Here is a 24,285-nt window from a genome sequence, read left to right as displayed (position 1 = left end):
GAACTAGCAATAAATTATATACGGTGTTGTAGTACGTTTTTTGAACTAAATTTTAGTGTTATTTCCTTTACTAATCATTGATTGATATATTTTTTCACGTAAAAATTCAAGAACCTTTATATCTTCATCTTTAATAAGATTTTCTAATTTATTAATCTTTTCAAGCAATTCTACTAATGATTTTATTTGACCTTTTAAAGTCCTTTGAAATTCAGGATTATACTTTTTTACTTCAGGGCTATTAGACCTTTGTAATCTATTTAAAAGGTAAGTTTGAATATCATTGAAATTTTTTATTTTCCCAATACTCATATAGTTATCAATAGAATCAAATATATATTCATTAATATTATCAGGTAAATTTTTAATATATTCTTTCGCTTTTTTTATGGTGTTACCATGACCAATACTCAGTATTGTTGTTTTAATATCATTTTTAGTGTATATAGAATGGTCTTTTGTTTGAATAATAAAATTTCCATTTAATTTTACAGCTTTACTTTTAATTTCACTATTTGTTAATTCTATAGCAAAAGAAAGGAATACTTCATCATTAATATTTTTTTCATTGTTAATTTCTCTGAATATGACTGATATTTCAGATTCATCAAAACTAAAATGTTCTACTTCAAAGCTATGTCCATAACTTTTCAAAATATTCAATTGATAAAGTGTTATAAAAACAGAAAAGGCTATGTTATAATCTTTGTAAACATTAGTAGATGTTATTGCTCTTAAATATAATTTTTCATCTTTACTTTCAACATATCTTAATTTTCTTTTTTCAGAACTATTTTTATTCAATTCTTCTAATTTTTCAATATTTAATTGAATTAAATCGTTGAACTTCTTTTTATTTAAGTTACTGAAAAATTTATCAGCTTTATAAAAACCATCGAGTAAATCATTTCTTACTGAATAAGCTGAAATAGCAGAAATCCTATCAGATTTGATATTTTTTAAATTTTGTGAAATATCAGAATCTGAGATATTAAAAACTTCGACTTGAATTTGATTTTTTTCACTAAACTTACTTATGTGAATGTTTTTTATATCAGTATCAATGTCAAATTTTTTAACCTTCTTTTCTAAATTTAAAATAGAATCAACTAATGTTTTAGCTCCTTTTATATTTAAAAAGACATCTTTGTTTAAATCTATATCAAATTGATTTATTAATTCTTCTTTAAGTTCAAAGTCTTCTACTAATTTAAAAGCTTCTGTCAATAAAATTCCTTTATCAGATTTATCATATTGATTTATTCGTACTCTTTTTACAATGCTCATTTTTATAGTTTTTCTTTTTCTTCAATTCAATGTACTACAACGTTTTTGTATATGATTTGTTGCGTTTTCGAGCAACTAATTTAGTTAATAAAAGTGAAATATAAAATTTAAAAAATGATATTCTTAATTTAAAAAAAAACTAGCAATAAATTATATACGGTGTTGCAAGTAGTGATTTTCTAACTATATTTTTCATTTCTTAATTTTCTATTTGAATTATTTTTAAGATTTTATATTTCATTTTTTTTCACGTTTTGAGCTTAAAATTCCGCGTATTTATTCACGATTTATTTTCAGAGTTAAATTCTGTTTTTTTGCTCTTTTTTCACGTTTCAGCTTAAAACTCCATATTATTTTATTTCCGCTTATTTATTCACGATTCATTTTTCAGAGTTAAATTCTGTCTTTTCTCATTTTTTACGATTCATTTTCTAAAAATAGAGTAGAAGTCATTTTCAATTTTTTCAGCTAAATGTTTTTTAATATTACTATAAAAGATAAATCACCAATTAGGAATTTCTGAGGAAATTCCGCCATTACTTGCAACGGTTTTATATATGGTTTGTTGCGTATTTCAAGTTCTAAATATATTAAATAAAAACGGAATAGAAAATCCCCTAAGGATTTTCGTAAGTAGATAAGTACTAGCAATAAATTATATATGTTGTTGCAAATAGTGATTTTCTAACTAAATTTCTCATTTCTTAATTTTCAATTTTTCCGTTTTATTTCTCTTTCTTTTTTACATTTCAGCTTAAAACTCCGCCTTAATTAATTTCCGCCTATTTATTCACGCTTTATTTTCAGCGTTCAATTCTGCCTTTTTTCACGTTTCAGCTTAAAACTCCGCCTTAATTAATTTCCGCCTATTTATTCACGCTTTATTTTCAGCGTTCAATTCTGCCTTTTTTCACGTTTCAGCTTAAAACTCCGCCCTAATTAATTTCCGCTTATTTATTCACGCTTCATTTTTCAGCATTCAATTCTGTTTTTTCTCTTTTTTAGGATTTATTTTCTAAAAATAGAGTAGCAGTAATTTTCAATTTTTCCAGCGTAATATTATTCAATATTAATTTCTAGAAAAGATAAATCACTAATTAGGAATTTCAGGCTGAAATTCCGCGATTATTTGCAACGTTTTTGTATATTATTTGTTGCGTATTTCGAGCATTAAATATAGTAAATAAAAGCGGAATAGAAAATCCCCTAAGGATTTTCGTAAATAGGTTAGAACTAGCAATAAATTATATACGGTGTTAGGCATAGTTTTTTAGTATTCTTTTTCATTTATATCTCTATATTTAAATGAATCTGAAAACCAACCTAATGATTTGGCATTTTTCATTATTTCTTCTTCTTCTTTTTTAGAGAATGAATTTAATAATTCATAATTACAATACCTTAAATCTTTAAAGTCTTCACAATATGCAATAAGAATAAAATCCTTTTTCAAATATTTTGTATGAACTGCGAAACTTTCAATTGCCAATAGTAATATATTATTCAATTGTTCTCCTCTCAGGTTTTTAGGATATTTTACAAAAATAAAACCATATTTATAAACATCTGTAAAAACTCTAGCTAAATAATTATTTGAACTATTTTTATACTTCTTGTAAAATTTAAAAAAATGCTTAGAAACAATTCTTCGTTTAAACCTAGATAACGACATTAATTTTTCAGCTAATCCCTTTAATTCATTCCTGTAGCCAATTTCTTCAATTACAAAGTTATCGATAAAAAAACTCTCTCTATCATTATGTTTCTTTAATAAATATTCTGGAGTTGATATAAAATTTTTCCATACATTATTTATGTCAAAAAACATTCCTTGAAACTCATTACTTTTTAATTCATCAGAATAACTATTTGAATTTTTTATATAAGAAGCTAAGAGATCTAATTCATTTCCAGAAATATAAACTTGTTTTTTATTTTGTCTTATTGTTTCATCAAGGTATTCATTAACTTTTGAAAAAATTTCTACATCCAATTCATTATCTGCACAAGTAAGCATTAGTACATTTTTTTGCTTAAGAAGATTTTCTCTTTCTGTCAAATAATTTGTAAAATCTATAATTGTATTCATTTCATTTACTATAGAAGACCAAGTCGATCTATCCATAATTGTAACATGATGATTAGATTTAGTGTAAGCTGAAGGGTGATAAAATTTAAGTCCACTTCCTAAGTTAACTATTATTCTAAATATTTTAGAGTATTTATTTTTTTTAAATAATTCTATTTCTTTTTTAGGATGTTTAAAATAGGTTTCTTTTGTACTAAATAGTTTTCTTTCTGCTCCTTGAATTTGTTTAAGAGCTTTCTCAATAGTCTTATTAAAGTATCTGTCATAATCACCTTTAAAATCGTAGTTTTTAACAGATACTATAATTAATATGTTTTGAAATATTATAAGTAAGTCACAAATTTCTTTTTTATCTCCTTTTTCATCTTTAGGACTAGGATAGCACCAATATTCTAAAAAATTATTATTTGCAATATTATTTACAAAATTCTCTCCTTCAATTCCTTTTGGGTTGCTACTTGGATTCAATGTTCTAACGCAACAAAGCGTTGTTAATTTTTGATGGTACTAAGCTATGTTTTTTATTTCAATATCCATCATTTCTTTAGGAGTTTTGTACGCTATAATTTTCCGAGGTCTATTGTTTAATTTTTGTTGAATAATTTGTAGTTGATTTTGGCTAATTTCATTAAAATTAGTACCCTTAGGCAGATATCGTCTAATGAGTCCATTTGTGTTTTCATTGGTGCCTCTTTCCCACGAAGAATATGGATGTGCAAAGTAAATTTTCATACCTGTTTTTTGTGTTATTTTTTGATGCCTTGCCATTTCAATTCCGTTGTCATATGTCATTGATTTTTTATAAATAGGATTTAATTTATTCAATATTTTACTAAACTGATTGGCAACTTCCATCGCTTTTTTCGATTTTAGTTTGATGATTAAAGTGAACCTTGTTTTGCGTTCAACAATTGTTCCGATAGCACTTTTATGGTCTTTTCCAATGATTAAGTCACCTTCCCAATGTCCAACTTCATCTCTAAGTTCAATATGCTTAGGTCTGTTGTCAATACTAACTTGATTGATTATTTTAGAGCCACCACCACGTTTTTTTTTATGAGGTCTCCGCCTTGTTTTTTTACGAACTAGAAGTTTTATTAATTTTTTATTTAAACTAGCTTGTGGTCTGGTGTAAATGTGTCTATAGATAGCTTCATGTGAAATAGACATTATTGGGTTGTTTGGATATAACTCTTTGAGTCTTCCTGAAATTTGTTCAGGAGTCCAGTTAGATAAAAGTCCTTTATAAACAAAAAATTTGAGTAGGGAATAGGTGCTTATTTTATCAAGGTTTCTTTTGTTCGCATAATCATCTTTAGCGTTCCAATGTGCTAATTCAGCATCATATTTATCTTCTTTATTTTGTACCCATTTAGAGACTTCTCTAAAGATTGTTGAACGTGCTCTTTTTAATGTTTTAGCGATATAAGATTTAGACTTTTTTTCATTTAAAAGAGTCTGAATAATAACTCTTTCTTTTAGAGTTAAACGTCTATGCTTTTTTATTTCCATTTTACAAATCTATAATTTTAGATTTGTTGCGTTAAGTTATTGAATGGAGCCTATCCATTTTTTTATTATGCCTAACGGTTTTACATATGGTTTGTTGCGTGTTTCAAGTTCTAAATATATTAAAAAAAACGGAATAGAAAATCCCCTAAGGATTTTCGTAAGTAGGCTAGCATTAGCAATAAATTATATATGGTGTTGGCAATAGTATTATTTCACGTTTTTGAAATCGTGTTTTTAGATTGAAAAATATTATAAAATGGAGGTTTTAGTGTTTTTATTGGTTGTAGTAGTGTTGTTTTTCGTATTTTTGTGTAAAAGATATATTATATATGTCTTTACTTATTCAAAATTCAATACTATGGCTTACGAACCTACAACAATCGCGAATTATTTTATTCAAGAGAAATCTAGTTTAGGGAAGTTAACACCTATGAAAATAATTAAATTAACCTATTTATCTTATAGTTGGTACTTAGCACTTTCAAAAGGAGAATTAAGTCTTTTAAACGAAAAGCCCCAAGCATGGAAGTACGGGCCTGTATTTAGTAGCTTATATGATAGATTGAAGAAAAACGGTAAGTTAGAAGTTCAATCTAAATTACCAACTTATAATGAAGAAGTAATAACAAATGAAATATCTTTATTCTTAGATAAGATTTGGGGTAAATACGGACAGTACACAGGTGTTGAGCTTAGCGCAATGACCCATTCAGATGGGACTCCATGGGATGAGTCTTATATTCCTATGATGAATAATGTTATAACCGATGAGATGATATTAAAACATTATTATCCGAAACTAACTAATTAATAATTCTTTATGGCTATTGATTTTGATTTACTTGCGAAAGGTTTAAATAACGAAAAGAGAGATTAAATCGTCAAGATTCAAAAGCAAAAGAAGAGGAGAAAGTCGTAAATGAATCTATTAGAGAGGCAGCTAATGTAGCTCGTATTACAAGTAATACAGAATTAAGAAGAAATACAACGTATTTATTTATTACAATAATATTTTTATGGTTACTGTCGGTAATATACATACTTATTGGCAACCATCATAAATACCACATAACGGAAAATGTGTTAATTACATTATTAACTACTACAACGTTAAATATTATAGGAATGATGATTATAATATTAAAAGGATTGTTTCCAAAAACAAGCTAATTTGACAAAAGTTAATACGCTACTGGTTGAATTTTAAATTACGTACTTAATATTATTGCCAACGTTTTTGTATATTATTTGTTGCGTATTTCTAGCAACTAATTTAGTAAATAAAAGCGGAATAGAAAATCCCCTAAGGATTTTCGTAAGTAGGCGAGTACTAGCAATAAATTATATACGGTGTTAGCCACAGTTATTCTATTTTTATATTTTTCGCACATTCTCCTTCAAAGTTTTGTCCTAATTCAAAACTCACTAGTTGACCATTCTCAATTTTTTTCCATTCACTACGATTATTAATATCTATGAAGTCAATCATATTAGCATAATGTCGTTTACTTTCAGATTCGATAAATACAAAAGGTTTACTTATGTTATTCTTACTTCTTGAGATTATTCCCATAATTCTTTCATTAGAATTTGGTGTAGAATCATCTAATAAATAATTTAAAGAAAAGTCATCAAATTTATCTGAAAACCTATGTATAATTTTATGTTTTAATTGTGTTAGTCCTATTTTTGAATTATTTTTTATAATTAATTCTTTAAAATAGTCTTTGTCTGATTCTTCTGATAAAACCGGGATTTGTTGAAAGCACGCTAAAAGTGTCTCACAAAAGTTCTTAATCATTTTAGGGTCTAAAATATTTTTATTGTAGCATTCTTCATAAACTGAAATTGATTTTTTAAAATGATTTAGTGCATTTTCATAATCTTGCTCAATTCTTGAAAAACTTTGTCCCATATGATTATAGAGAGAGATAAGTTCAGTATATGCTACACGTTCATTTTTGGAATCTAATTCTGTGTCTAATAGGAGTTTTATTTTATGAACTCCTTTGTTATATTCTCTTTTTGTGTTATAGATACGAACGAATAAAAATGTTATAATAGGATGTTCAGGTTTTAACTTAAATAATTTGTCAGCATAAACAAGTGAATTATCACAATCGTCCATTTGAAAAAGTAAGAATTGAGAATAAAAAAAGAGTAATTTTGGACTATTGGGAGCAACTTCTAGTCCTAATTGATAGTCGTCATCAGCACCTAAAACATTGCCTTCAGTAGCTTTAATAAATGCACCAACACGATAAGTTTCAAAATAACTCGGAATTATATTACGTGCTTCTTCAACTTTTCTAAGTGCATTTGGAAAATCTTTTTTCCAAGATAAGGCTAAAGCTTCTGTTAAAAATTTAGCAGCTATTTTTTCATTTGAATCTTTATAAGAAATAGCATTAATATCAAATTCATTATAAGAGTTTATTTTCTTTAGTTGTGCTGTGGAATTTGTTAGCTCTCTTATTTTTCTAGAAATGGATTTTACATAATTAATTTCTATAGGATGAGTTTTTGTCAAGAAATCTTTTGCGAAATCCGATATGTAATAGCTAGTGTCTTCGATATTTTCTCTGTCATTTATTTCACTGCTTACAAGTGTCGTTCTGAAAAGTTCAAGTAGATATTGTCGTACTAGTATTGGTTCAATTTCGGCTAAATATATTATTTCTGCGGTACGCAAACTTTTTCTGGCTGCTCTAATTGTATCTAAAATATTTTTTGCTCCGTCACTCAGTTTATGATATACATTTGTTAGGCAAAAATTTAATAGGTCATTTTTGTTACTAAGAACCTCTGAAGGTGAAATTCCCGCTTCAACAGTGCTCACAAACCATTTAATTGCTAGTGGATTATAATATAATTTTGAAGATATGTCAATTAACGTTTTTTGAGGTAAGTTAATTAAAGTGTCACTATTACGAATTTTTGCAATTTCTCGGATTAATCTAGTTGATTCATTTTCTGAAAAGCCTTTTAATTTTCTACGATATTCTAACTCTCCTAAACCAATCCTAGAAGTTATTAAAATTGTACTCTTCATTTGAGCTTCACGGATAAAATTTATTACCTCTTCACTTTGAATTGTTTCTAGATTATCTATGATTATTAGAGTTTTGAATAGACTTAAATATTCAAGTATTTCCTCAAGTTTATTTTGAGATTTTTCAACTTCTAATGTTTCAGAAATTAAATCAATTAACCCAGTATAGTTAGTTATTGTATTATGAATTTCTTCAATACCTTTTGATGTTAACATAGTTGTTTTTGCAGATGTCCAAATAATTAGTTCAAATGGGCTATTTTCTCCCATATCAACTATGTCATATGCAATTTTCAAAGCTAAGGCTGTTTTCCCTATTCCACCGTCACCAATAATACTTACAACCGAATTACTGAAAATTAGTTTTTTTATATCTTCAACATCATTTTTTCTACCAATAAAACCAGTTTCATCAAAATCTGGTCTGGGTAAATTATGAATAACTTTTTTTTCTAAATTTTCTCTTTCGATTGATGGTATAGTTAAAGTTAGAACATAGGTAGGGTCTTTTTCAATTTTTTCTCTTGTTTCTAATGTTATATTCCATTCAATAGGAGATGTCTTTTTTATTTTAGAAACAAAATCGTAAATTATAGAAAAATCACCTCCCAGTAGCGGTCTAGTATGCATTACTCTATTTCTAATAGGAGTTATTTCAGATAATTCATTAAAAATACTCTTCAGATATGCACTAGCTTCTTTTGTTAAAAAGGAATTATTTTTATTTAAAATAGTGAATGTATCGTGGAAATCTAAAAAATCAATAGCCTCATCAATATTGTTTAAAATGTCAGAGCCTGGATTATCTTTTTGATATCTTGAAATAACTTTTTCTTCAAGTTCTGTATTTTTAAAAAAAGTTAAATCTGAATAATATGGAACTATAAATCGATTTATTGTTGATTTTAAATCAATTTCTAATCCATAAATTAGAGCAGCTAAAGTTAATCTTACTTCTGTTATTTTTGACATATTTTAATTCAGATTTCGTTTTTTTTTCTAATTGTGGCTAACGTTTTTGTATATTATTTGTTGCGTATTTCGAGCAACTAATTTAGTAAAAAAAAGCGAAATGTAAAATTTAAAAAAAGCTTTTCATAAAAATTTAAAAACTAGCAATAAATTATATACGTTGTTGTATTTAGTGGTTTTTTCATTTTAGTTCATTAATTTTATTAGAAATTCAAATTTTTAAATTTATTTATAATTTCATTTTCGTTTTAATGAGCTTTTTTATTTCAGAGTTTAACTCCGCTGATTTTCTTACGTTTCAACTTTCAATTCATTAATTTTATTAAACGTTTAATTTTCAATTTATTTAAGGATTTTCATAATTACTTTTTAATATTAACAATTTTTTGCGCTTCAGAGCTTAATTCCGCCGATTTCCTGAATTTTTTACGTTTCTACTTGTATTCGCTATTTTCTTAAAATAATTTTTTCTGCGCTGATTTTTTCACGTTTCAAATTTTTATTTTACTAGAGTAGAAGTAGTTTTCACTTTTTTGTCTAGAGTTTGTGTCCGCTTAATTTTTATTTTATAAAATACAGATTAGGAATTTCTGAGGAAATTCCGCCATTAAATACAACGTGTTTGTATATGGTTTGTTGCGTGTTTCAAGCAACTAATTTAGTAAATAATTACCAACCAAGAAAGTCCGAAAGGACTTTCGTAAGTAGGCAAGAAGCTAGCAATAAATTATATACAGTGTTGCCATTAGTTATTATTTTAATTTCATAACTTCTTCTAATAATGGAGCAAGTCCATTTTTTGTTATAGTATCATTATTCCAAAAACTCAAAACACAACTAACATAATTATCTCTTACTTCAGATGCAATATAATAAATTGTTAAAGTTTTTCCTCCAGACATATTTGCTAAAACAGAAGTTATTCCAGTAAAGTCATAAATAACTTTTTTCGCTTTAGTTTCATTTCCTTCAAATTCAATTTCAATTATTTCTTCTGAAATAACTTTTCCGCTTTTTTTAGATTTTGTTATTTCAAATTGTTGTTCAACTGTATTTTCTGCATCTTTTAAGTCTTTATGAACAGACCAATTCATTTGTCCATTATAAGGACATTGAACGTTATTCACATTTTGCCATTGGCAATTATTCCCTAATTTTATTTTTCTACCTGCAAAGTTAATATTATCAATTACTAATGAATTATAACATTTCCGTGGGATTTTATTTTCCATTATTAATTCAACCATTTTTCTTTCAAACACTTTTTCTTTCTTATTGATTGAGCCAAATTGAATTATAGTTGTTCTTTTGTCCTTACTTTCTAAAAAATAGTAGGAACTATTTTGTGTTAAATTTTCAGTTATTAAATCAGTTTTACTAATATAATAATTTTTATATTTTAAAGTAGTGTCAATTGTTTTTTTGTCTGTCTTTTTTATTGAATATTTTCTATAAATTTTCTTCAGTTTTTTATCTGTAAATTTATAATTCAATGTTTGACTTGAAATATTAATTCCATCTACTTCATAGAATGTCAAGCCATTATTCTCAATTGCTTGTAAACGGTCAAATAATTTTTCGTTTTGAGAAAATAAAGTTGATAATACAAAAAAGAATAATATTGTCAATAAATTTTTCATTCGGAGTTTCGGTTTTTAATTAATGGCAACGTTTTTGTATATGGTTTGTTGCGTATTTCAAGCAACTAATTTAGTAAATAAAAACGGAATAGAAAATCCCCTAAGGATTTTCGTAAGTAGGCTAGCACTAAGCAATAAATTATATACGGTGTTAGGCAATGTTTTTTCTCTTCAATTTGATTTCTCCTGTAGTTTCTCTAGATGTCCAATATTCTCCTTCCATTTCCGAAATTTTAAATCCATCAAAAGTCAATAAAGTTGTTCCGTAATGTATTTCACTTCTTTCTCTAACACTTCGTTTAGGTGTATTTTGATAAGAATAAAAAAGTCTTTGAAGACCTCTTTCTGTGTCTATATCGAAAGATGCTCCTGTACTGTAACTCGTACTTTCTCCAGTTTTAATTCTGATTTGAATATTGAAAAAATTTTGTTCTATTTTTACTTCTGTTGTTATTGGGGCAAGACTTTTGTCTTTATAGTTTGACAATAAAGCTCCTTCCCATTCTCCTGATAAATTTGGAAATGGTACTAGCCAAGGATAGAAAATTTTACATTTCCACAACCATTTTATGAATATTAACCAAATTATGATGTTAATAGAAATAGCGGTAGAGATATGACTCAAAGCTTTGGTCAAATTAATACTTTCTAAATTTTGGGTAATTAAAAATATAATTCCATAAATAAAGAAAGCGAAGCCTATTATAGTGAAAGCATAAATTCTTATGTTATATTTTATCATATCTTAAATTATTAATATTCTAAATAGTTCCAAAGAGTGTCCATATATTCGTTTACGTCAGAATATGACCATTTTCTGCCACTATGGAAAAGATAAAAAAGTTCTGAAACTTCTCCCCATTCTTCGCAATCAGATTTCTTAATCGTGTTGTTAAAAATATAAGCTATAGATTCTTTTAATCGGTCATTCCAATTGTCATAGTTATCAATCTTTTTATTAGGAACATTCCAAACTAAACATTCTAATAAAAATGATGATATATTGTCGCTTACATCTTCTCCGTCATCAATCATTTTATATCTCAATTGACGATGTAAACGAACTAAACGCTTGTACCTTCTAGAAGTATCTTTGTTTTTCTTAATTCCATTAGTAATATGTTGTTTTGGGAAATTTGTTATAGTTTTACCTTTATCTGATTCAAACCTTGTTCCGAGGTTGTATGAATTGTTTTTATAATATTGTCTAAAATTCCAAGTTGGTACAACATCTGTAATTACTCGATTAGTATTAGGTAAAACTGTTATGCATTTATCATTTCGTTCTATAAATTCTTTTCCAAACTTATTAATTAATGCATTTTCTACATCATCTTTAAACTCACTATATGAGTATTCTGGTGATGGAAGTTTGTCAATTCCAACATCTTCTTCTTCTTTATTTTTTGGTAGATTGAAATAAAATCCACCTGTGTACCTGACGTTAATATCTATGTCGCTATTCAAACGGACATTAGTATTGTTCGCATAGGAACCTTGTCCGAAAGTTTCTGTTGATTTTTCTTTTAGTTTCTCATCAGAACTAATCGCATCACGAACCATTTTTTCTGAATTCTTGAGCTTGTTTTCTTCAGTAGTACTTGGTGGACGTGTAAATCTTTTTAATTGTTCTTCTGTAAATTTTGTCATTTAGTTCTGATGTTCTTTCAAATGTTGCCTAACGGTTTTATATATGGTTTGTTGCGTGTTTCAAGTTCTAAATATATTAAATAAAAACGGAATAGAAAATCCCTAAGGATTTTCGTAAGTAGATAAGCACTAGCAATAAATTATATATGTTGTTGCAAATAGTGATTTTCTAACTAAATTTCTCATTTCTTAATTTTCAATTTTTCCGTTTTATTTCTCTTTCTTTTTTACGTTTCTGCTTAAAACTCCGCCATAATTAATTTCTGCCTATTTATTCCCGATTTATTTTCAGCGTTCAATTCTGCTTTTTTTCACGCTTCAGCTTAAAATTCCGCTTTAATTAATTTTTACCGATTTATTCACGCTTCATTTTTTCAGCGTTCAATTCTGTTTTTTCTCTTTTTTAGGATTTCTTTTCTAAAAATAGAGTAGTAGTCATTTTTAATTTTTCCAGCGCAATATTATTCAATATTAATTTCTAGAAAAGATAAATCACTAATTAGGAATTTCAGGCTGAAATTCCGCCATTATTTGCAACGGTTTGTGTATGGTTAGTTGCGGAAAATCAGTTGTGATTTTCCAACGTACCCAAATGTAATTAATTCAAGTGAATTTCCTGCGAGGAAATTCCGTAGCAATTAATTATACACGTTGTTGTGTGTAGTGTTTTTTAAATCAAGTAAAAACCTGATGCTTCTTCCTCTTTTGGCAAATTCTTATCGTTTATCAGTTGTTTAATATTTACTTCGTTTGTTTGGCAAATTGCTAGCATTGGTGTATCTGTTGGTTTGTTCTCAAAAGGATTTTGCATATTATTGGAAATCCTTTCAAGTAAGAAAAAGGGTGTAGAAATTGCAACTATTAAAGGTATTTCAATCCAACTATCCATTGCAGTTAGTGAAATTGAAAGAATTATTAAAAAAAGATAAATAAAAAACCTTAAGACTATTCTATAAGTTTTTGGAAAAATAGTTTTCTTTATTCGCTCCAATTTCCCCATAGAATCACAAAGTCTAATAATGGTATCATCCAATTGTATATGTTGAAAATCAGTTATGTATTTTTCTTTGTATAATTTCCTAAAGTTCTCATTATGTTGGTTTAGAATTCCAAGCGGTAGATTTTTATAATGTTTTAAAGATTCCACCTCTTTTAGAGAAATAAATTTATTTAAATATGATAGATTATTTTGGTTTCTTAAAGTAAACGCTAGAGAATAGCACCATGCAATTTGTCTTAGCCCAATTTTCTTTACAATATCAATTGCTTTTTTATCCGAAAATTTAAGTAATTGCAAAACAAGACTTCTTGAGTCGTTGACAATACTTCCCCATATTTTTCTAGCCTCCCACCATCTATCATACGATTGACTTAACTTGAATGATAGAAGTAAGGCTATAGAAGTTCCTAAAAACCCAGGTAATGCCGTGGGAATTATGAAATCAATATATTTTTCTGACAAAAAATAAATTCCTGTTGATAGCAAAGAAATCGTAATAAATTCCCATTTTATAAGATTAAACCAATATTTAAAAGGTATTCTTTTTTCTAATATCATTTTTTTGATTTTTATTACACGGAGTTGTGAGTAGTATTTAGTTATTAATTATCGAATACATCTACTTTTTCTCATACTATTTCTGCAACAATATCTTCTAAAGTAACCATTCCAATAAATCCATTTTTATCACATTCTACAATTGCTATGTGATCTTTTTTTGAGTTTAGTTCTTTTAAAACATGTATGATGCTATCTGTATTTTTCACTATAAGAATAGGTCTTATGAATATAGATAGGTCATCAGATATGATTTTATCGCGTTGTAAAGCGATTTCCTTTAGGTTTATATATCCAAATATATCTTGCGGTAAATTCGTCTTACTTACAGGATATCTTGTGTGTAAGTGCTTTTCAGCTAGTTCAAAACATTCATCGATTCCAATGTCTTGACGGAAATAAATTACTTTAGAAAGAGTGAGTATTATCTCTTCGATTTTTCTGCTTTTCAGTTTAGTCGTTTTAATAATTATGTCTTCTTGTTCTTTATTAATAAGGTTTTCTACTTGGGAGGTTTTAACAATCGTTTGAATATCTTCTAAAGTATATTTAGTTGTTTTTTCTTTATTTTTTAATATCAGTCTATTAAACTGTTCAGTGATGAAAATCAGAGGCGATAATATTTTTATTGTAATATTTAAGGGTTGTGCAATATGCTTGGATAGACTTTCTGAATTGGTGACACCAATAACTTTAGGAAGAATTTCTGTTCCGAATAGTACAACAATTGTAAAAACTACAGAAAACACCCAAATGTTTTCGACTCCATATATTTTGTCAAATGCGCTCCCAGCAATTGTTGCACCTCCTGTATGTGCAATTGTATTTAAAATCAATATAGCAGCAATTGGTTTGTTAATATTACCCTTCAACTTGTCAAGAGTTATGGCGTATTTTAGGCCTTTTTGTTTGTCTGTTTCAATTTTAACGCTGTTTAAACTTAAAAGAACTGCTTCTGTTAATGAACATAGAAATGAAACTGTAATTACAACTAATAAACTAATTATAAATATCGTCATTTTGATTTTTGTTTGGCATTACACACAACGGTTTTGTGCATGGTTTCGTTGCGGAATTACAGTACTAATATAGTTTAAAAAACTAAAACTTGAACATGCGCGAGGATTTTCTGAAAGAAAATCAACAAGCAATGAATTATGCACGTTGTTGCCAAATGCGACTTTTTGTTTAAATTCTAAACTTTAAATATTTTCTAAATTATTGAATTTTAGCAAAACTTAATTCAGCATTTTTTAATTCCGCGATATTTGTTTTCATTTTTTATAAAACTCTAAATTTTCAATATTTTTTAAATTATTTAATTTGAGCAAAACTTTAATTCCACGTTTTTAATTCCGTAATATTTGTTTCAGTTTTTATAAGATTCTAAATTTTCAATATTTTCTAAATTATTCAATTTGAGTAAAACTTTAATTCCACGTTTTTAATTCCGTAATATTTGTTTCAGTTTTTATAAGATTCTAAATTTTCAATATTTTTTAGATTATTCAATTTAAATAAAACTTTAATTCTACGTTTTTTATTCGGTAATATTGTTTTCAGCGTTTTATTTTTCGGAGTTTTTGGCAACGGATTTGTATATGATTTGTTGCGTGGTTTAAGCAACTAATTTAGTAAATAATTACCGACTAAGAAAGTCCGCGAGGACTTTCGTAAGTGAGCGAGAAGCCAGCAATAAATTATATACGGTGTTGGCAATAGTAGTTTCTTTTGTTTGTTCAGGATTTCTAATGTTTTTTATAAAAATATTTTTCAATTATAAAATTTATTCCGTTTCCTGAAGAAATTTTTGAGATTATGTTGTCTTCAAAATCATACTCAAATTTTTCATTCCATTTTTTTAAAATTATTTTCTTCCCATTCAGAATTACTGTTCTTTTTCTATTACGATTTTTCTTAATTAGACGACTTTTTTGATCATATTCATATGAAGTTTTATACTTTTTTTTTGATTTACTAATTAATTTAATCAAATTCCCATCTTCATATTCGTATTCAGATTTGTTAATTAATTTACCAGTTGAATTATAACTTTCTGTATAATCATATTGATTTTCGTTATTGTAGAAAAATTTGTAACTTAAAAAGAAATCATTATTTTTTTTATTAAAATTGTATAGTTCAGTATTTTGATTTTTAGAATTATATTTCCTTTTTTGATGTCCTAATATTTCTCCATTTTCCTTTACCTGTTTGTAAGAAGTTTGATTTCCATTATCGTCATATTCATATAATAAAATAGAAGAAATTTCTCCATTTTCTTTATAGCCAGTTTGTTTTGTCATTAAGTTTTTTTCATTGTATTCAATCAAGTACTTAAAAACAACTTTTCCACTTTTTAGTCTTAAATCTTCTATGTGATTTCCTTTTTTGTCATAAATATCAATTCCTGTTTGAATACTATCTCCATTTTGATTGTATTGATAAGTTAATATTTCACTGATATTGTTCTTAATTATTAACTCTTTTTTCTTCTGATTTTCGTTTTGAGCGTTAATATTAAAATATGTAAAAAGTAAAATTATCAGTATTTTTTTCATTTCTGTATCGCTTGGATTCAATGTTCTAACGCAACAAAGCGTTGTTAATTTTTGATGGTACTAAGCTATGTTTTTTATTTCAATATCCATCATTTCTTTAGGAGTTTTGTACGCTATAATTTTCCGAGGTCTATTGTTTAATTTTTGTTGAATAATTTGTAGTTGATTTTGGCTAATTTCATTAAAATTAGTACCCTTAGGCAGATATCGTCTAATGAGTCCATTTGTGTTTTCATTGGTGCCTCTTTCCCACGAAGAATATGGATGTGCAAAGTAAATTTTCATACCTGTTTTTTGTGTTATTTTTTGATGCCTTGCCATTTCAATTCCGTTGTCATATGTCATTGATTTTTTATAAATAGGATTTAATTTATTCAATATTTTACTAAACTGATTGGCAACTTCCATCGCTTTTTTCGATTTTAGTTTGATGATTAAAGTGAACCTTGTTTTGCGTTCAACAATTGTTCCGATAGCACTTTTATGGTCTTTTCCAATGATTAAGTCACCTTCCCAATGTCCAACTTCATCTCTAAGTTCAATATGCTTAGGTCTGTTGTCAATACTAACTTGATTGATTATTTTAGAGCCACCACCACGTTTTTTTTTATGAGGTCTCCGCCTTGTTTTTTTACGAACTAGAAGTTTTATTAATTTTTTATTTAAACTAGCTTGTGGTCTGGTGTAAATGTGTCTATAGATAGCTTCATGTGAAATAGACATTATTGGGTTGTTTGGATATAACTCTTTGAGTCTTCCTGAAATTTGTTCAGGAGTCCAGTTAGATAAAAGTCCTTTATAAACAAAAAATTTGAGTAGGGAATAGGTGCTTATTTTATCAAGGTTTCTTTTGTTCACATAATCATCTTTAGCGTTCCAATGTGCTAATTCAGCATCATATTTATCTTCTTTATTTTGTACCCATTTAGAGACTTCTCTAAAGATTGTTGAACGTGCTCTTTTTAATGTTTTAGCGATATAAGATTTAGACTTTTTTTCATTTAAAAGAGTCTGAATAATAACTCTTTCTTTTAGAGTTAAACGTCTATGCTTTTTTATTTCCATTTTACAAATCTATAATTTTAGATTTGTTGCGTTAAGTTATTGAATGGAGCTCGGTATTTTTCTATTATTGCCAACGTGTTTGTATATGGTTTGTTGCGTAGTTTAAGCAACTAATTTAGTAAATAATTACCGACCAAGAAAGTCCGCGAGGACTTTCGTAAGTAGGCGAGAAGCCAGCAATAAATTATATACGGTGTTGTGCATAGTATTTTATTCTTCTTCATCTAAAATATCTTCTAAGAAATTACTTTCTGGAAAGTCACTTTGTAAATGATGACTATTTCCAATTTCTTTAATAAGTTCATTCCTTTCTTTAGGAATTTGTTTGTCGTCTATTAGATATTCATAATCATTAATTGCACTAAAATCATTAATGTCATTGAATAGATGCTTTATGTAGTAACTAGAATTATGATTTTCAAAGTTTAAAGGTGTAATAGATTTGATATAATCTGTAAAATCATCTTTCAATCCTTTTTCATTAATTAAACTAATGATTATCTCTCTTTTTAAGTTATTCTCATTCTCAAATGTGTACTGTTTAGCAGTGAATATTTTAAACGCTTTTGACTCATATCTTATTTCATAAGTAAATGTTCCGATTTCGAATGCTCTTTCCCTAACAATAGTGTAAAAATCACAAACTATTTTACTTACACACTTTCCAAGAAATTTTTTAACTTGTTTAGTGTTTTCTATATATTCATAGTCTTTATTAACTTCTAATTTTAGTTCCGTAATAATAAATTCTAAAAATTTATGTTTGTCAGAGTTTTTCTCGTAAACAGATGATTTATTAAATCTTTGATAGCGATAAGAATTATAAAAGTCAGAAGTTAAATTCAGGAATTTCTTGTGAGTTTTTCCGAAATTAATTTCTTTTTCTTTTTTGATTCGATTTAATAATTCAAGGTGATTATGTGTTATTAAATCTTTTTCAAATTTTTCTTGATCTACATTTTCGTTATGTTCTAATAGTATTATGGCTATTTTTTGAATTCTCTCAATACCAACAGAAACATTATAAAGAAATTCAAAAATATCTTCCTCATTTCTTAGATATTCGAGTTTATCTAAAAAATATATTGCATTGTAAATATGAGTTCCTGCAACTTGTACTTCTGTTCCAAGTCGAAAATTTTTCCAAAAGTAATCGGGTTTGTTCATATTATGCACAACGGTTTTGTGCATGGTTTCGTTGCGGAATTACAGCACTAATATAGTTTAAAAAACTAAAACTTGAACATGCGCGAGGATTTTCTGAAAGAAAATCAACAAGCAATGAATTATGCACGTTGTTGCCAAATGCGACTTTTTGTTTAAATTCTAAACTTTCAATATTTTCTAAATTATTGAATTTTAGCAAAACTTAATTCAGTATTTTTTAATTCCGCGATATTTGTTTTCATTTTTTATAAAACTCTAAATTTTTAATATTTTCTAAATTATTGAATTTTAGCAAAACTTAATTCAGCATTTTTTAATTCCGCGATATTTCTTTTCATTTTTTATAAAACTCTAAATTTTCAATATTTTCTAAATTATTGAATTTTAGCAAAACTTAATTTAGTATTTTTTAATTCCGTGATATTTGTTTTCATTTTTCATAAAACTCTAAATTTTCAATATTTTCTAAATTATTCAATTCGAGCAAAACTTTAATTCCACGTTTTTAATTCCGTAATATTTGTTTCAGTTTTTATAAGATTCTAAATTTTCAATATTTTTTAGATTATTCAATTTAAGTAAAACTTTAATTCTACGTTTTTTATTCGGAAATATTGGTTTTCAGCGTTTTATTTTTCCGAGTTTTTGGCAACGTTTTTGTATATTATTTGTTGCGTATTTCGAGCAACTAATTTAGTTAATAAAAGCGAAATATAAAATTTTAAAAAAGCTTTTCATAAATATTTAAAAACTAGCAATAAATTATATACGTTGTTGTGTTTAGTGGTTTTTGCATTTTAGTTCATTAATTTTATTAGAAATTCAAATTTTTCAATTTATTTATAATTTCATTTTCATTTTAATGAGCTTTTTTGATTTCAGATTTTAATTCAGCCGATTTTTTTACGTTTCAACTTTCAATTCATTCATTTTATTAAAAGCTTAAATTTTTCAATTTATTTATGAATTTTCATAATTACTTTTTAATTTGCACTTCAGAGCTTAATTCCGCCGATTTTCTGAGTTTTTTACGTTTCTACTTGTATTCAGCTATTTTATTAAAATAATTATTTCTGCGCTGATTTTTTCACGTTTCAATTTTTTATTTTAATAGAGTAGAAGTCTTTTTCAGTTTTTAGTGTTTTTTGTCTAGAGTTTGTGTCAGCTTAATTTTTCGGTTATAAAATACTGATTAGGAATTTCTGAGGAAATTCCGCCATTAGACACAACGTTTTTGTATATTATTTGTTGCGTATTTCGAGCAACTAATTTAGTAAAAAAAAGCGAAATATAAAATTTAAAAAAATATTTTCATAAATATTTAAAAACTAGCAATAAATTATATACGGTGTTGCAAGTAGTGATTTTCTAACTATATTTTTCATTTCTTAATTTTCAATTTTTCCGTTTTATTTCTCTTTTTTTTTTACGTTTCTGCTTAAAATTCCACTTTAATTAATTTCCGCCTATTTATTCACGATTTATTTTCAGCGTTAACTTCTGCTTTTTTGACGTTTCTACTTAAAACTCCGCTTTAATTAATTTCCGCTTATTTATTCACGCTTTATTTTTCAGCGTTAAATTCTGTTTTTCTCTTTTTAGGATTGATTTTATAAAAATAGATTAGAAGTCATTTTCAATTTTTCCAGCGCAATATTATTCAATATTAATTTCTAGAAAAGATAAATCACTAATTAGGAATTTCAGGCTGAAATTCCGCCATTACTTGCAACGTTTTTGTGCATGGTTTCGTTGCGGAATTATAGCACTAATATAGTTTAAAAAACTGAAACTTGAATGTGCGCGAGGATTTTCTGCAAGAAAATCAACAAGCAATGAACTATGCACGTTGTTGCCAAATGCGACTTTTTGTTTAAATTCTAAACTTTAAATATTTTCTAAATTATTGAATTTTAGCAAAACTTAATTCAGCATTTTTTAATTCCGCGATATTTGTCTTCATTTTTTATAAAACTCTATATTTTCTAAATTATTAAATTTGATTAAAACTTCAATTCTACGTTTTAATTTCTGTGATATTTATTGTTTTATAAAACTCTAAATTTTCAATATTTTTAAATTATTAAATTTGAGCAAAACTTTAATTCCACGTTTTTAATTCCGTAATATTTGTTTCAGTTTTTATAAGATTCTAAATTTTCAATATTTTCTAAATTATTAAATTTGAGTAAAACTTTAATTCCACGTTTTTAATTCCGTAATATTTGTTTCAGTTTTTATAAATTCTAAATTTTCAATATTTTTTAGATTATTCAATTTAAATAAAACTTTAATTCTACGTTTTTTATTCGGTAATATTGGTTTTCAGCGTTTTATTTTTCGGAGTTTTTGGCAACGGTTTTATATATGGTTTGTTGCGTGTTTCAAGTTACTAATATAGTTTAAAAAACTCAAACATCTACATTTGCGAGTATTTTCCGCAGGAAAATAAATGAGCAATGAATTATATATGTTGTTGCCAAATGCGATTTTTTGTTTAAATTCTAAACTTTCAATATTTTCTAAATTATTGAATTTAAGTAAACTTTAATTCAGCATTTTTTTATTCCGTAATATTTATTTTCAGTTTTTATAATCCTCTAAATTTTCAATATTTTTAAATTATTCAATTTAAGTGAAATTTCAATTCCACGTTTTAATTTCGCGATATTTATTTCAGTTTTTATAAAATTATAAAACTCTAATTTTTCAATATTTTCTAAACTATTCAATTTGAGTAAAACTTTAATTCTACGTTTTAAATTCCGCGATATTTATTTTCAGTTTTTTATAAACTTCTAATTTTTCAATATTTTCTAAACTATTCAATTTGAGTAAAACTTTAATTTTACGTTTTAAATTCCGCGATATTTATTTTCAATTTTATAAACTTCGGGTTTTTCAATAAATTCTAAATTATTCAATTTAAGTAAAATGTCAATTCGACTTTTTTATTCCGTAATATTGGTTTTCAGCATTTTATTTTTCCGAGTTTTTGGCAACGTTTTTATATATGATTTGTTGCGTGTTTCAAGTTACTAATATAGTTTAAAAAACTCAAACATCTACGTTTGCGAGTATTTTCCGAAGGAAAATAAACGAGCAATGAATTATATATGTTGTTGCCAAATGCGATTTTTTGTTTAAATTCTAAACTTTAAATATTTTCTAAATTATTGAATTTTAGCAAAACTTAATTCAGCATTTTTTAATTCCGCGATATTTATTTTCAGTTTTTATAAAACTCTAAATTTTCAATCTTTTTAAATGATTCAATTTAAGTGAAATTTTAATTCCATGTTTTAATTCCGCGATATTTATTTCAGTTTTTATAATCCTCTAAATTTTCAATATTTTTAAATTATTCAATTTAAGTGAAATTTCAATTCCACGTTTTTAATTCCGCGATATTTATTTCAGTTTTTATAATCCTCTAAATTTTCAATATTTTCTAAACTATTCAATTTGAGTAAAACTTTAATTCTACGTTTTAAATTCCGCGATATTTATTTTCAATTTTATAAACTTCGGGTTTTTCAATAAATTCTAAATTATTAAATTTAAGTAAAATGTCAATTCGACTTTTTTATTCCGTAATATTGGTTTTCAGCATTTTATTTTTCTGAGTTTTTGGCAACGGTTTTATATATGATTTGTTGCGTGTTTCAAGTTACTAATATAGTTTAAAAAACTCAAACATCTACATTTGTGAGTATTTTCCGAAGGAAAATAAACGAGCAATGAATTATATATGTTGTTGCCAAATGCGATTTTTTGTTTAAATTCTAAATTTTCAATATTTTCTAAATTATTGAATTTAAGTAAACTTTAATTCAGCATTTTTTAATTCCGTAATATTTATTTTCAGTTTTTATAAAACTCTAAATTTTCAATATTTTTAAATGATTCAATTTAAGTGAAATTTTAATTCCACGTTTTAATTCCGCGATATTTATTTCAGTTTTTATAATCCTCTAAATTTTCAATATTTTCTAAACTATTCAATTTGAGTAAAACTTTAATTCTACGTTTTAAATTCCGCGATATTTATTTTCAATTTTATAAACTTCGGGTTTTTCAATAAATTCTAAATTATTAAATTTAAGTAAAATGTCAATTTGACTTTTTTATTCCGTAATATTGGTTTTCAGCATTTTATTTTTCTGAGTTTTTGGCAACGGTTTGTATATGGTTTGTTGCGTTTTTAAAGCACTAAATATATTAAATAAAAACGAAATAGAAAATCCCCTAAGGATTTTCGTAAGTAGGCTAGCACTAGCAATAAATTATATATGTTGTTGGGCAACGTTTTTTAATTCAGAATATTAACTTAAATTTACAAAAAAAAATGAAAGAAATAAATATAGAAAATCAAACAAAGAACTCTTTAGAATTCATTTTTAATGAGGCAAATAAACATTTCACAGAGATATTAAATTCAGTAAATAGAAACATAAATAGGTCTTTCGTTTTACTTGGTATTTATATAACCTTAATAACTTTTTCTTTCTCTAAAATAATTACTCAAGATTACGAGTATATTGTTTTATTAGTTGGAGGCGTTATTAGTATATTATTCATTAGACGTAATATTTTTCCAAATAATAGAGAAATAATAGGAGCTTCCCCTTCTCGTTTTTTTTTAGAATATTTTGATTCATTCAAAGGGGAAGGTCTTGAAAAGGAGTATCTAATATCTACTATATTAAGTTATGAAGATTCAATGGATATAAATAAAACGCTTATAACTAAAATGGTAAAAAGATATAAAAACTCAATATATTGCTTTATTCTATTTCTTGTTGTTTTTTTTATTTTGTTTGCTTATGTCTGCACTCAAAGTTGTTAGGCTAGATGTTATTTTAGGTCTAGATTTTGGTTTTAAGCCTTTAGGTTTTTCTTTTTCTTCACTCATAATTTATAAATTATTATCGGTTATGTTGCCCAACGTTTTTGTATATTATTTGTTGCGTATTTCAAGCACCTAATTTAGTAAATAAAAGCGGAATAGAAAATCCCCTAAGGATTTTCGTAAGTAGGTTAGTACTAGCAATAAATTATATACGGTGTTGTAGTACGTTTTTATTATTTAAATTTCGTTTTTATTCTTTTCCAAAAAGTTTGTTTTTCTTTTTTAGTATCGTCTTTTGTCAAATCAAAAGTTATTGAAGCTACTTGTCCATCAACGATTTCCACTTCATCAGAATTTTCTACTCCAACATTCAAAAAGGCTTGTGTCAACATTTCAGATTGTTCTCTTAATCCTTTCCAAATAGGTGAATTAAATACCTTGTTTTTTGCTTCTTTATGGTTAAATCCGAAATCTTTTATTAAAGTAAGAATAGAATGCATTGGCGAGATTCCAATAAGTTTTAAATCCACAATTAATTTGTCTATATCTGCTTCTTCTTCACCTTTTTTCAGTTTATTAATCAACTCCTCTTTTAGATAGTTTCGAGCAATTTGTTCAACTTTTCCTCTTGCTTTCTCTCCGCAAATAATTCGTTTATCATATTCATTAGAACTATCAATTTGGTTTTCTTTATTAAGTATATCGTAAACACACCACCACCAATAATTTTCGTCCATCCATTCAGCACGTAATATTAGACCTGACCATTTCGCTATGCAATCGTTTTTTAAGTCACCATTCCATTTTATTGGTTTGTTAAAATCTCTATTTTTTTTAACTATGTTCATTGGTTTTTGGTCAAATGTGCTACAACGTTTTT

General features: G+C 26.3%; 15 protein-coding genes. 2 read left to right on the top strand and 13 right to left on the bottom strand.

The genetic code is table 11. The features are described 5' to 3' along the window. Positions 1-45: 45 nt before the first annotated feature. The 3 genes from AB0T67_RS12110 to AB0T67_RS12100 form a co-directional block, all read right to left on the bottom strand. The gene (locus AB0T67_RS12110) at positions 46-1,287 is read right to left on the bottom strand and encodes a hypothetical protein (protein WP_232118762.1); all 1,242 of its coding nucleotides are present in this window, start codon (positions 1,285-1,287) and stop codon (positions 46-48) included. Positions 1,288-2,557: 1,270 nt separating this feature from the next. Next, positions 2,558-3,844 carry a hypothetical protein gene (locus AB0T67_RS12105; RefSeq protein WP_369220528.1) on the bottom strand — a complete coding sequence of 429 codons (1,287 nt, stop codon included), beginning with the start codon at positions 3,842-3,844 and terminating at the stop codon, positions 2,558-2,560. 39 nt (positions 3,845-3,883) lie between these two features. Then, a complete protein-coding gene (locus AB0T67_RS12100; protein ID WP_369218598.1) occupies positions 3,884-4,888 on the bottom strand; it encodes an IS30 family transposase in 1,005 nt (334 codons plus the stop codon). A gap of 358 nt (positions 4,889-5,246) precedes the next feature. Between AB0T67_RS12100 and AB0T67_RS12095 the strand changes: the two genes are divergently transcribed. After that, complete coding sequence (locus tag AB0T67_RS12095; protein ID WP_369220527.1) at positions 5,247-5,699, top strand: Panacea domain-containing protein; 453 nt, start codon at positions 5,247-5,249, stop codon at positions 5,697-5,699. Between the two features lie 552 nt (positions 5,700-6,251). Here the strand turns inward: AB0T67_RS12095 and AB0T67_RS12090 are convergent. The 9 genes from AB0T67_RS12090 to AB0T67_RS12050 all read right to left on the bottom strand — a co-directional run bounded on the left by AB0T67_RS12090 (position 6,252) and on the right by AB0T67_RS12050 (position 18,553). Next, positions 6,252-8,912 (bottom strand): tetratricopeptide repeat protein, encoded by a 2,661-nt coding sequence (locus AB0T67_RS12090; protein ID WP_369220526.1) that lies wholly within the window; start codon positions 8,910-8,912, stop codon positions 6,252-6,254. Positions 8,913-9,664: 752 nt separating this feature from the next. Next, complete coding sequence (locus AB0T67_RS12085) at positions 9,665-10,552, bottom strand: hypothetical protein (protein WP_369220525.1); 888 nt, start codon at positions 10,550-10,552, stop codon at positions 9,665-9,667. 151 nt (positions 10,553-10,703) lie between these two features. Continuing rightward, positions 10,704-11,189 carry a Cap15 family cyclic dinucleotide receptor domain-containing protein gene (locus AB0T67_RS12080; protein WP_455432252.1) on the bottom strand — a complete coding sequence of 162 codons (486 nt, stop codon included), beginning with the start codon at positions 11,187-11,189 and terminating at the stop codon, positions 10,704-10,706. Positions 11,190-11,305: 116 nt separating this feature from the next. Next, positions 11,306-12,202 carry a nucleotidyltransferase domain-containing protein gene (locus AB0T67_RS12075; protein ID WP_369220523.1) on the bottom strand — a complete coding sequence of 299 codons (897 nt, stop codon included), beginning with the start codon at positions 12,200-12,202 and terminating at the stop codon, positions 11,306-11,308. A gap of 670 nt (positions 12,203-12,872) precedes the next feature. Continuing rightward, positions 12,873-13,760, bottom strand: a complete 888-nt coding sequence (locus AB0T67_RS12070) for a bestrophin family protein (protein ID WP_369220522.1) — start codon at positions 13,758-13,760, stop codon at positions 12,873-12,875. Positions 13,761-13,831: 71 nt separating this feature from the next. Continuing rightward, positions 13,832-14,779: a CNNM domain-containing protein gene (locus tag AB0T67_RS12065; RefSeq protein ID WP_369220521.1), complete on the bottom strand. Its 948-nt coding sequence runs from the start codon at positions 14,777-14,779 to the stop codon at positions 13,832-13,834. A gap of 729 nt (positions 14,780-15,508) precedes the next feature. Further along, complete coding sequence (locus AB0T67_RS12060) at positions 15,509-16,321, bottom strand: hypothetical protein (RefSeq protein WP_369220520.1); 813 nt, start codon at positions 16,319-16,321, stop codon at positions 15,509-15,511. Between the two features lie 60 nt (positions 16,322-16,381). Continuing rightward, the gene (locus AB0T67_RS12055; RefSeq protein WP_369220208.1) at positions 16,382-17,386 is read right to left on the bottom strand and encodes an IS30 family transposase; all 1,005 of its coding nucleotides are present in this window, start codon (positions 17,384-17,386) and stop codon (positions 16,382-16,384) included. Between the two features lie 210 nt (positions 17,387-17,596). Further along, on the bottom strand, positions 17,597-18,553 hold the full coding sequence (locus tag AB0T67_RS12050) for a hypothetical protein (RefSeq protein ID WP_369220519.1): 957 nt from the start codon (positions 18,551-18,553) through the stop codon (positions 17,597-17,599). A gap of 4,348 nt (positions 18,554-22,901) precedes the next feature. On the opposite strand from AB0T67_RS12050, the gene AB0T67_RS12045 reads away from it, so the two are divergent. Then, on the top strand, positions 22,902-23,402 hold the full coding sequence (locus AB0T67_RS12045) for a hypothetical protein (protein WP_369220518.1): 501 nt from the start codon (positions 22,902-22,904) through the stop codon (positions 23,400-23,402). A 236-nt stretch (positions 23,403-23,638) separates the two neighbouring features. Here AB0T67_RS12045 and AB0T67_RS12040 read toward each other — a convergent pair. Next, the coding region (locus AB0T67_RS12040; RefSeq protein WP_369220517.1) for a hypothetical protein at positions 23,639-24,285 on the bottom strand (647 nt) is incomplete at its 5' end.

The sequence above is a fragment of the Tenacibaculum salmonis genome (assembly GCF_041053065.1).
Classification (GTDB): Bacteria; Bacteroidota; Bacteroidia; order Flavobacteriales; family Flavobacteriaceae; genus Polaribacter; species Polaribacter pacificus_A.
Note: the sequence above shows the minus strand (reverse complement) of the source record. Positions and strands in the feature narration are given on the sequence as shown.

Excerpts from the sequence above, each read along its gene's own strand:
- AB0T67_RS12110 (WP_232118762.1), bottom strand. The coding sequence starts at position 1,287 with ATGAGCATTGTAAAAAGAGTACGAATAAATCAATATGATAAATCTGAT.
- AB0T67_RS12100 (WP_369218598.1), bottom strand. The coding sequence starts at position 4,888 with ATGGAAATAAAAAAGCATAGACGTTTAACTCTAAAAGAAAGAGTTATT.
- AB0T67_RS12095 (WP_369220527.1), top strand. The coding sequence starts at position 5,247 with ATGGCTTACGAACCTACAACAATCGCGAATTATTTTATTCAAGAGAAA.
- AB0T67_RS12090 (WP_369220526.1), bottom strand. The coding sequence starts at position 8,912 with ATGTCAAAAATAACAGAAGTAAGATTAACTTTAGCTGCTCTAATTTAT.
- AB0T67_RS12085 (WP_369220525.1), bottom strand. The coding sequence starts at position 10,552 with ATGAAAAATTTATTGACAATATTATTCTTTTTTGTATTATCAACTTTA.
- AB0T67_RS12075 (WP_369220523.1), bottom strand. The coding sequence starts at position 12,202 with ATGACAAAATTTACAGAAGAACAATTAAAAAGATTTACACGTCCACCA.
- AB0T67_RS12070 (WP_369220522.1), bottom strand. The coding sequence starts at position 13,760 with ATGATATTAGAAAAAAGAATACCTTTTAAATATTGGTTTAATCTTATA.
- AB0T67_RS12065 (WP_369220521.1), bottom strand. The coding sequence starts at position 14,779 with ATGACGATATTTATAATTAGTTTATTAGTTGTAATTACAGTTTCATTT.
- AB0T67_RS12060 (WP_369220520.1), bottom strand. The coding sequence starts at position 16,321 with ATGAAAAAAATACTGATAATTTTACTTTTTACATATTTTAATATTAAC.
- AB0T67_RS12055 (WP_369220208.1), bottom strand. The coding sequence starts at position 17,386 with ATGGAAATAAAAAAGCATAGACGTTTAACTCTAAAAGAAAGAGTTATT.
- AB0T67_RS12050 (WP_369220519.1), bottom strand. The coding sequence starts at position 18,553 with ATGAACAAACCCGATTACTTTTGGAAAAATTTTCGACTTGGAACAGAA.
- AB0T67_RS12045 (WP_369220518.1), top strand. The coding sequence starts at position 22,902 with ATGAAAGAAATAAATATAGAAAATCAAACAAAGAACTCTTTAGAATTC.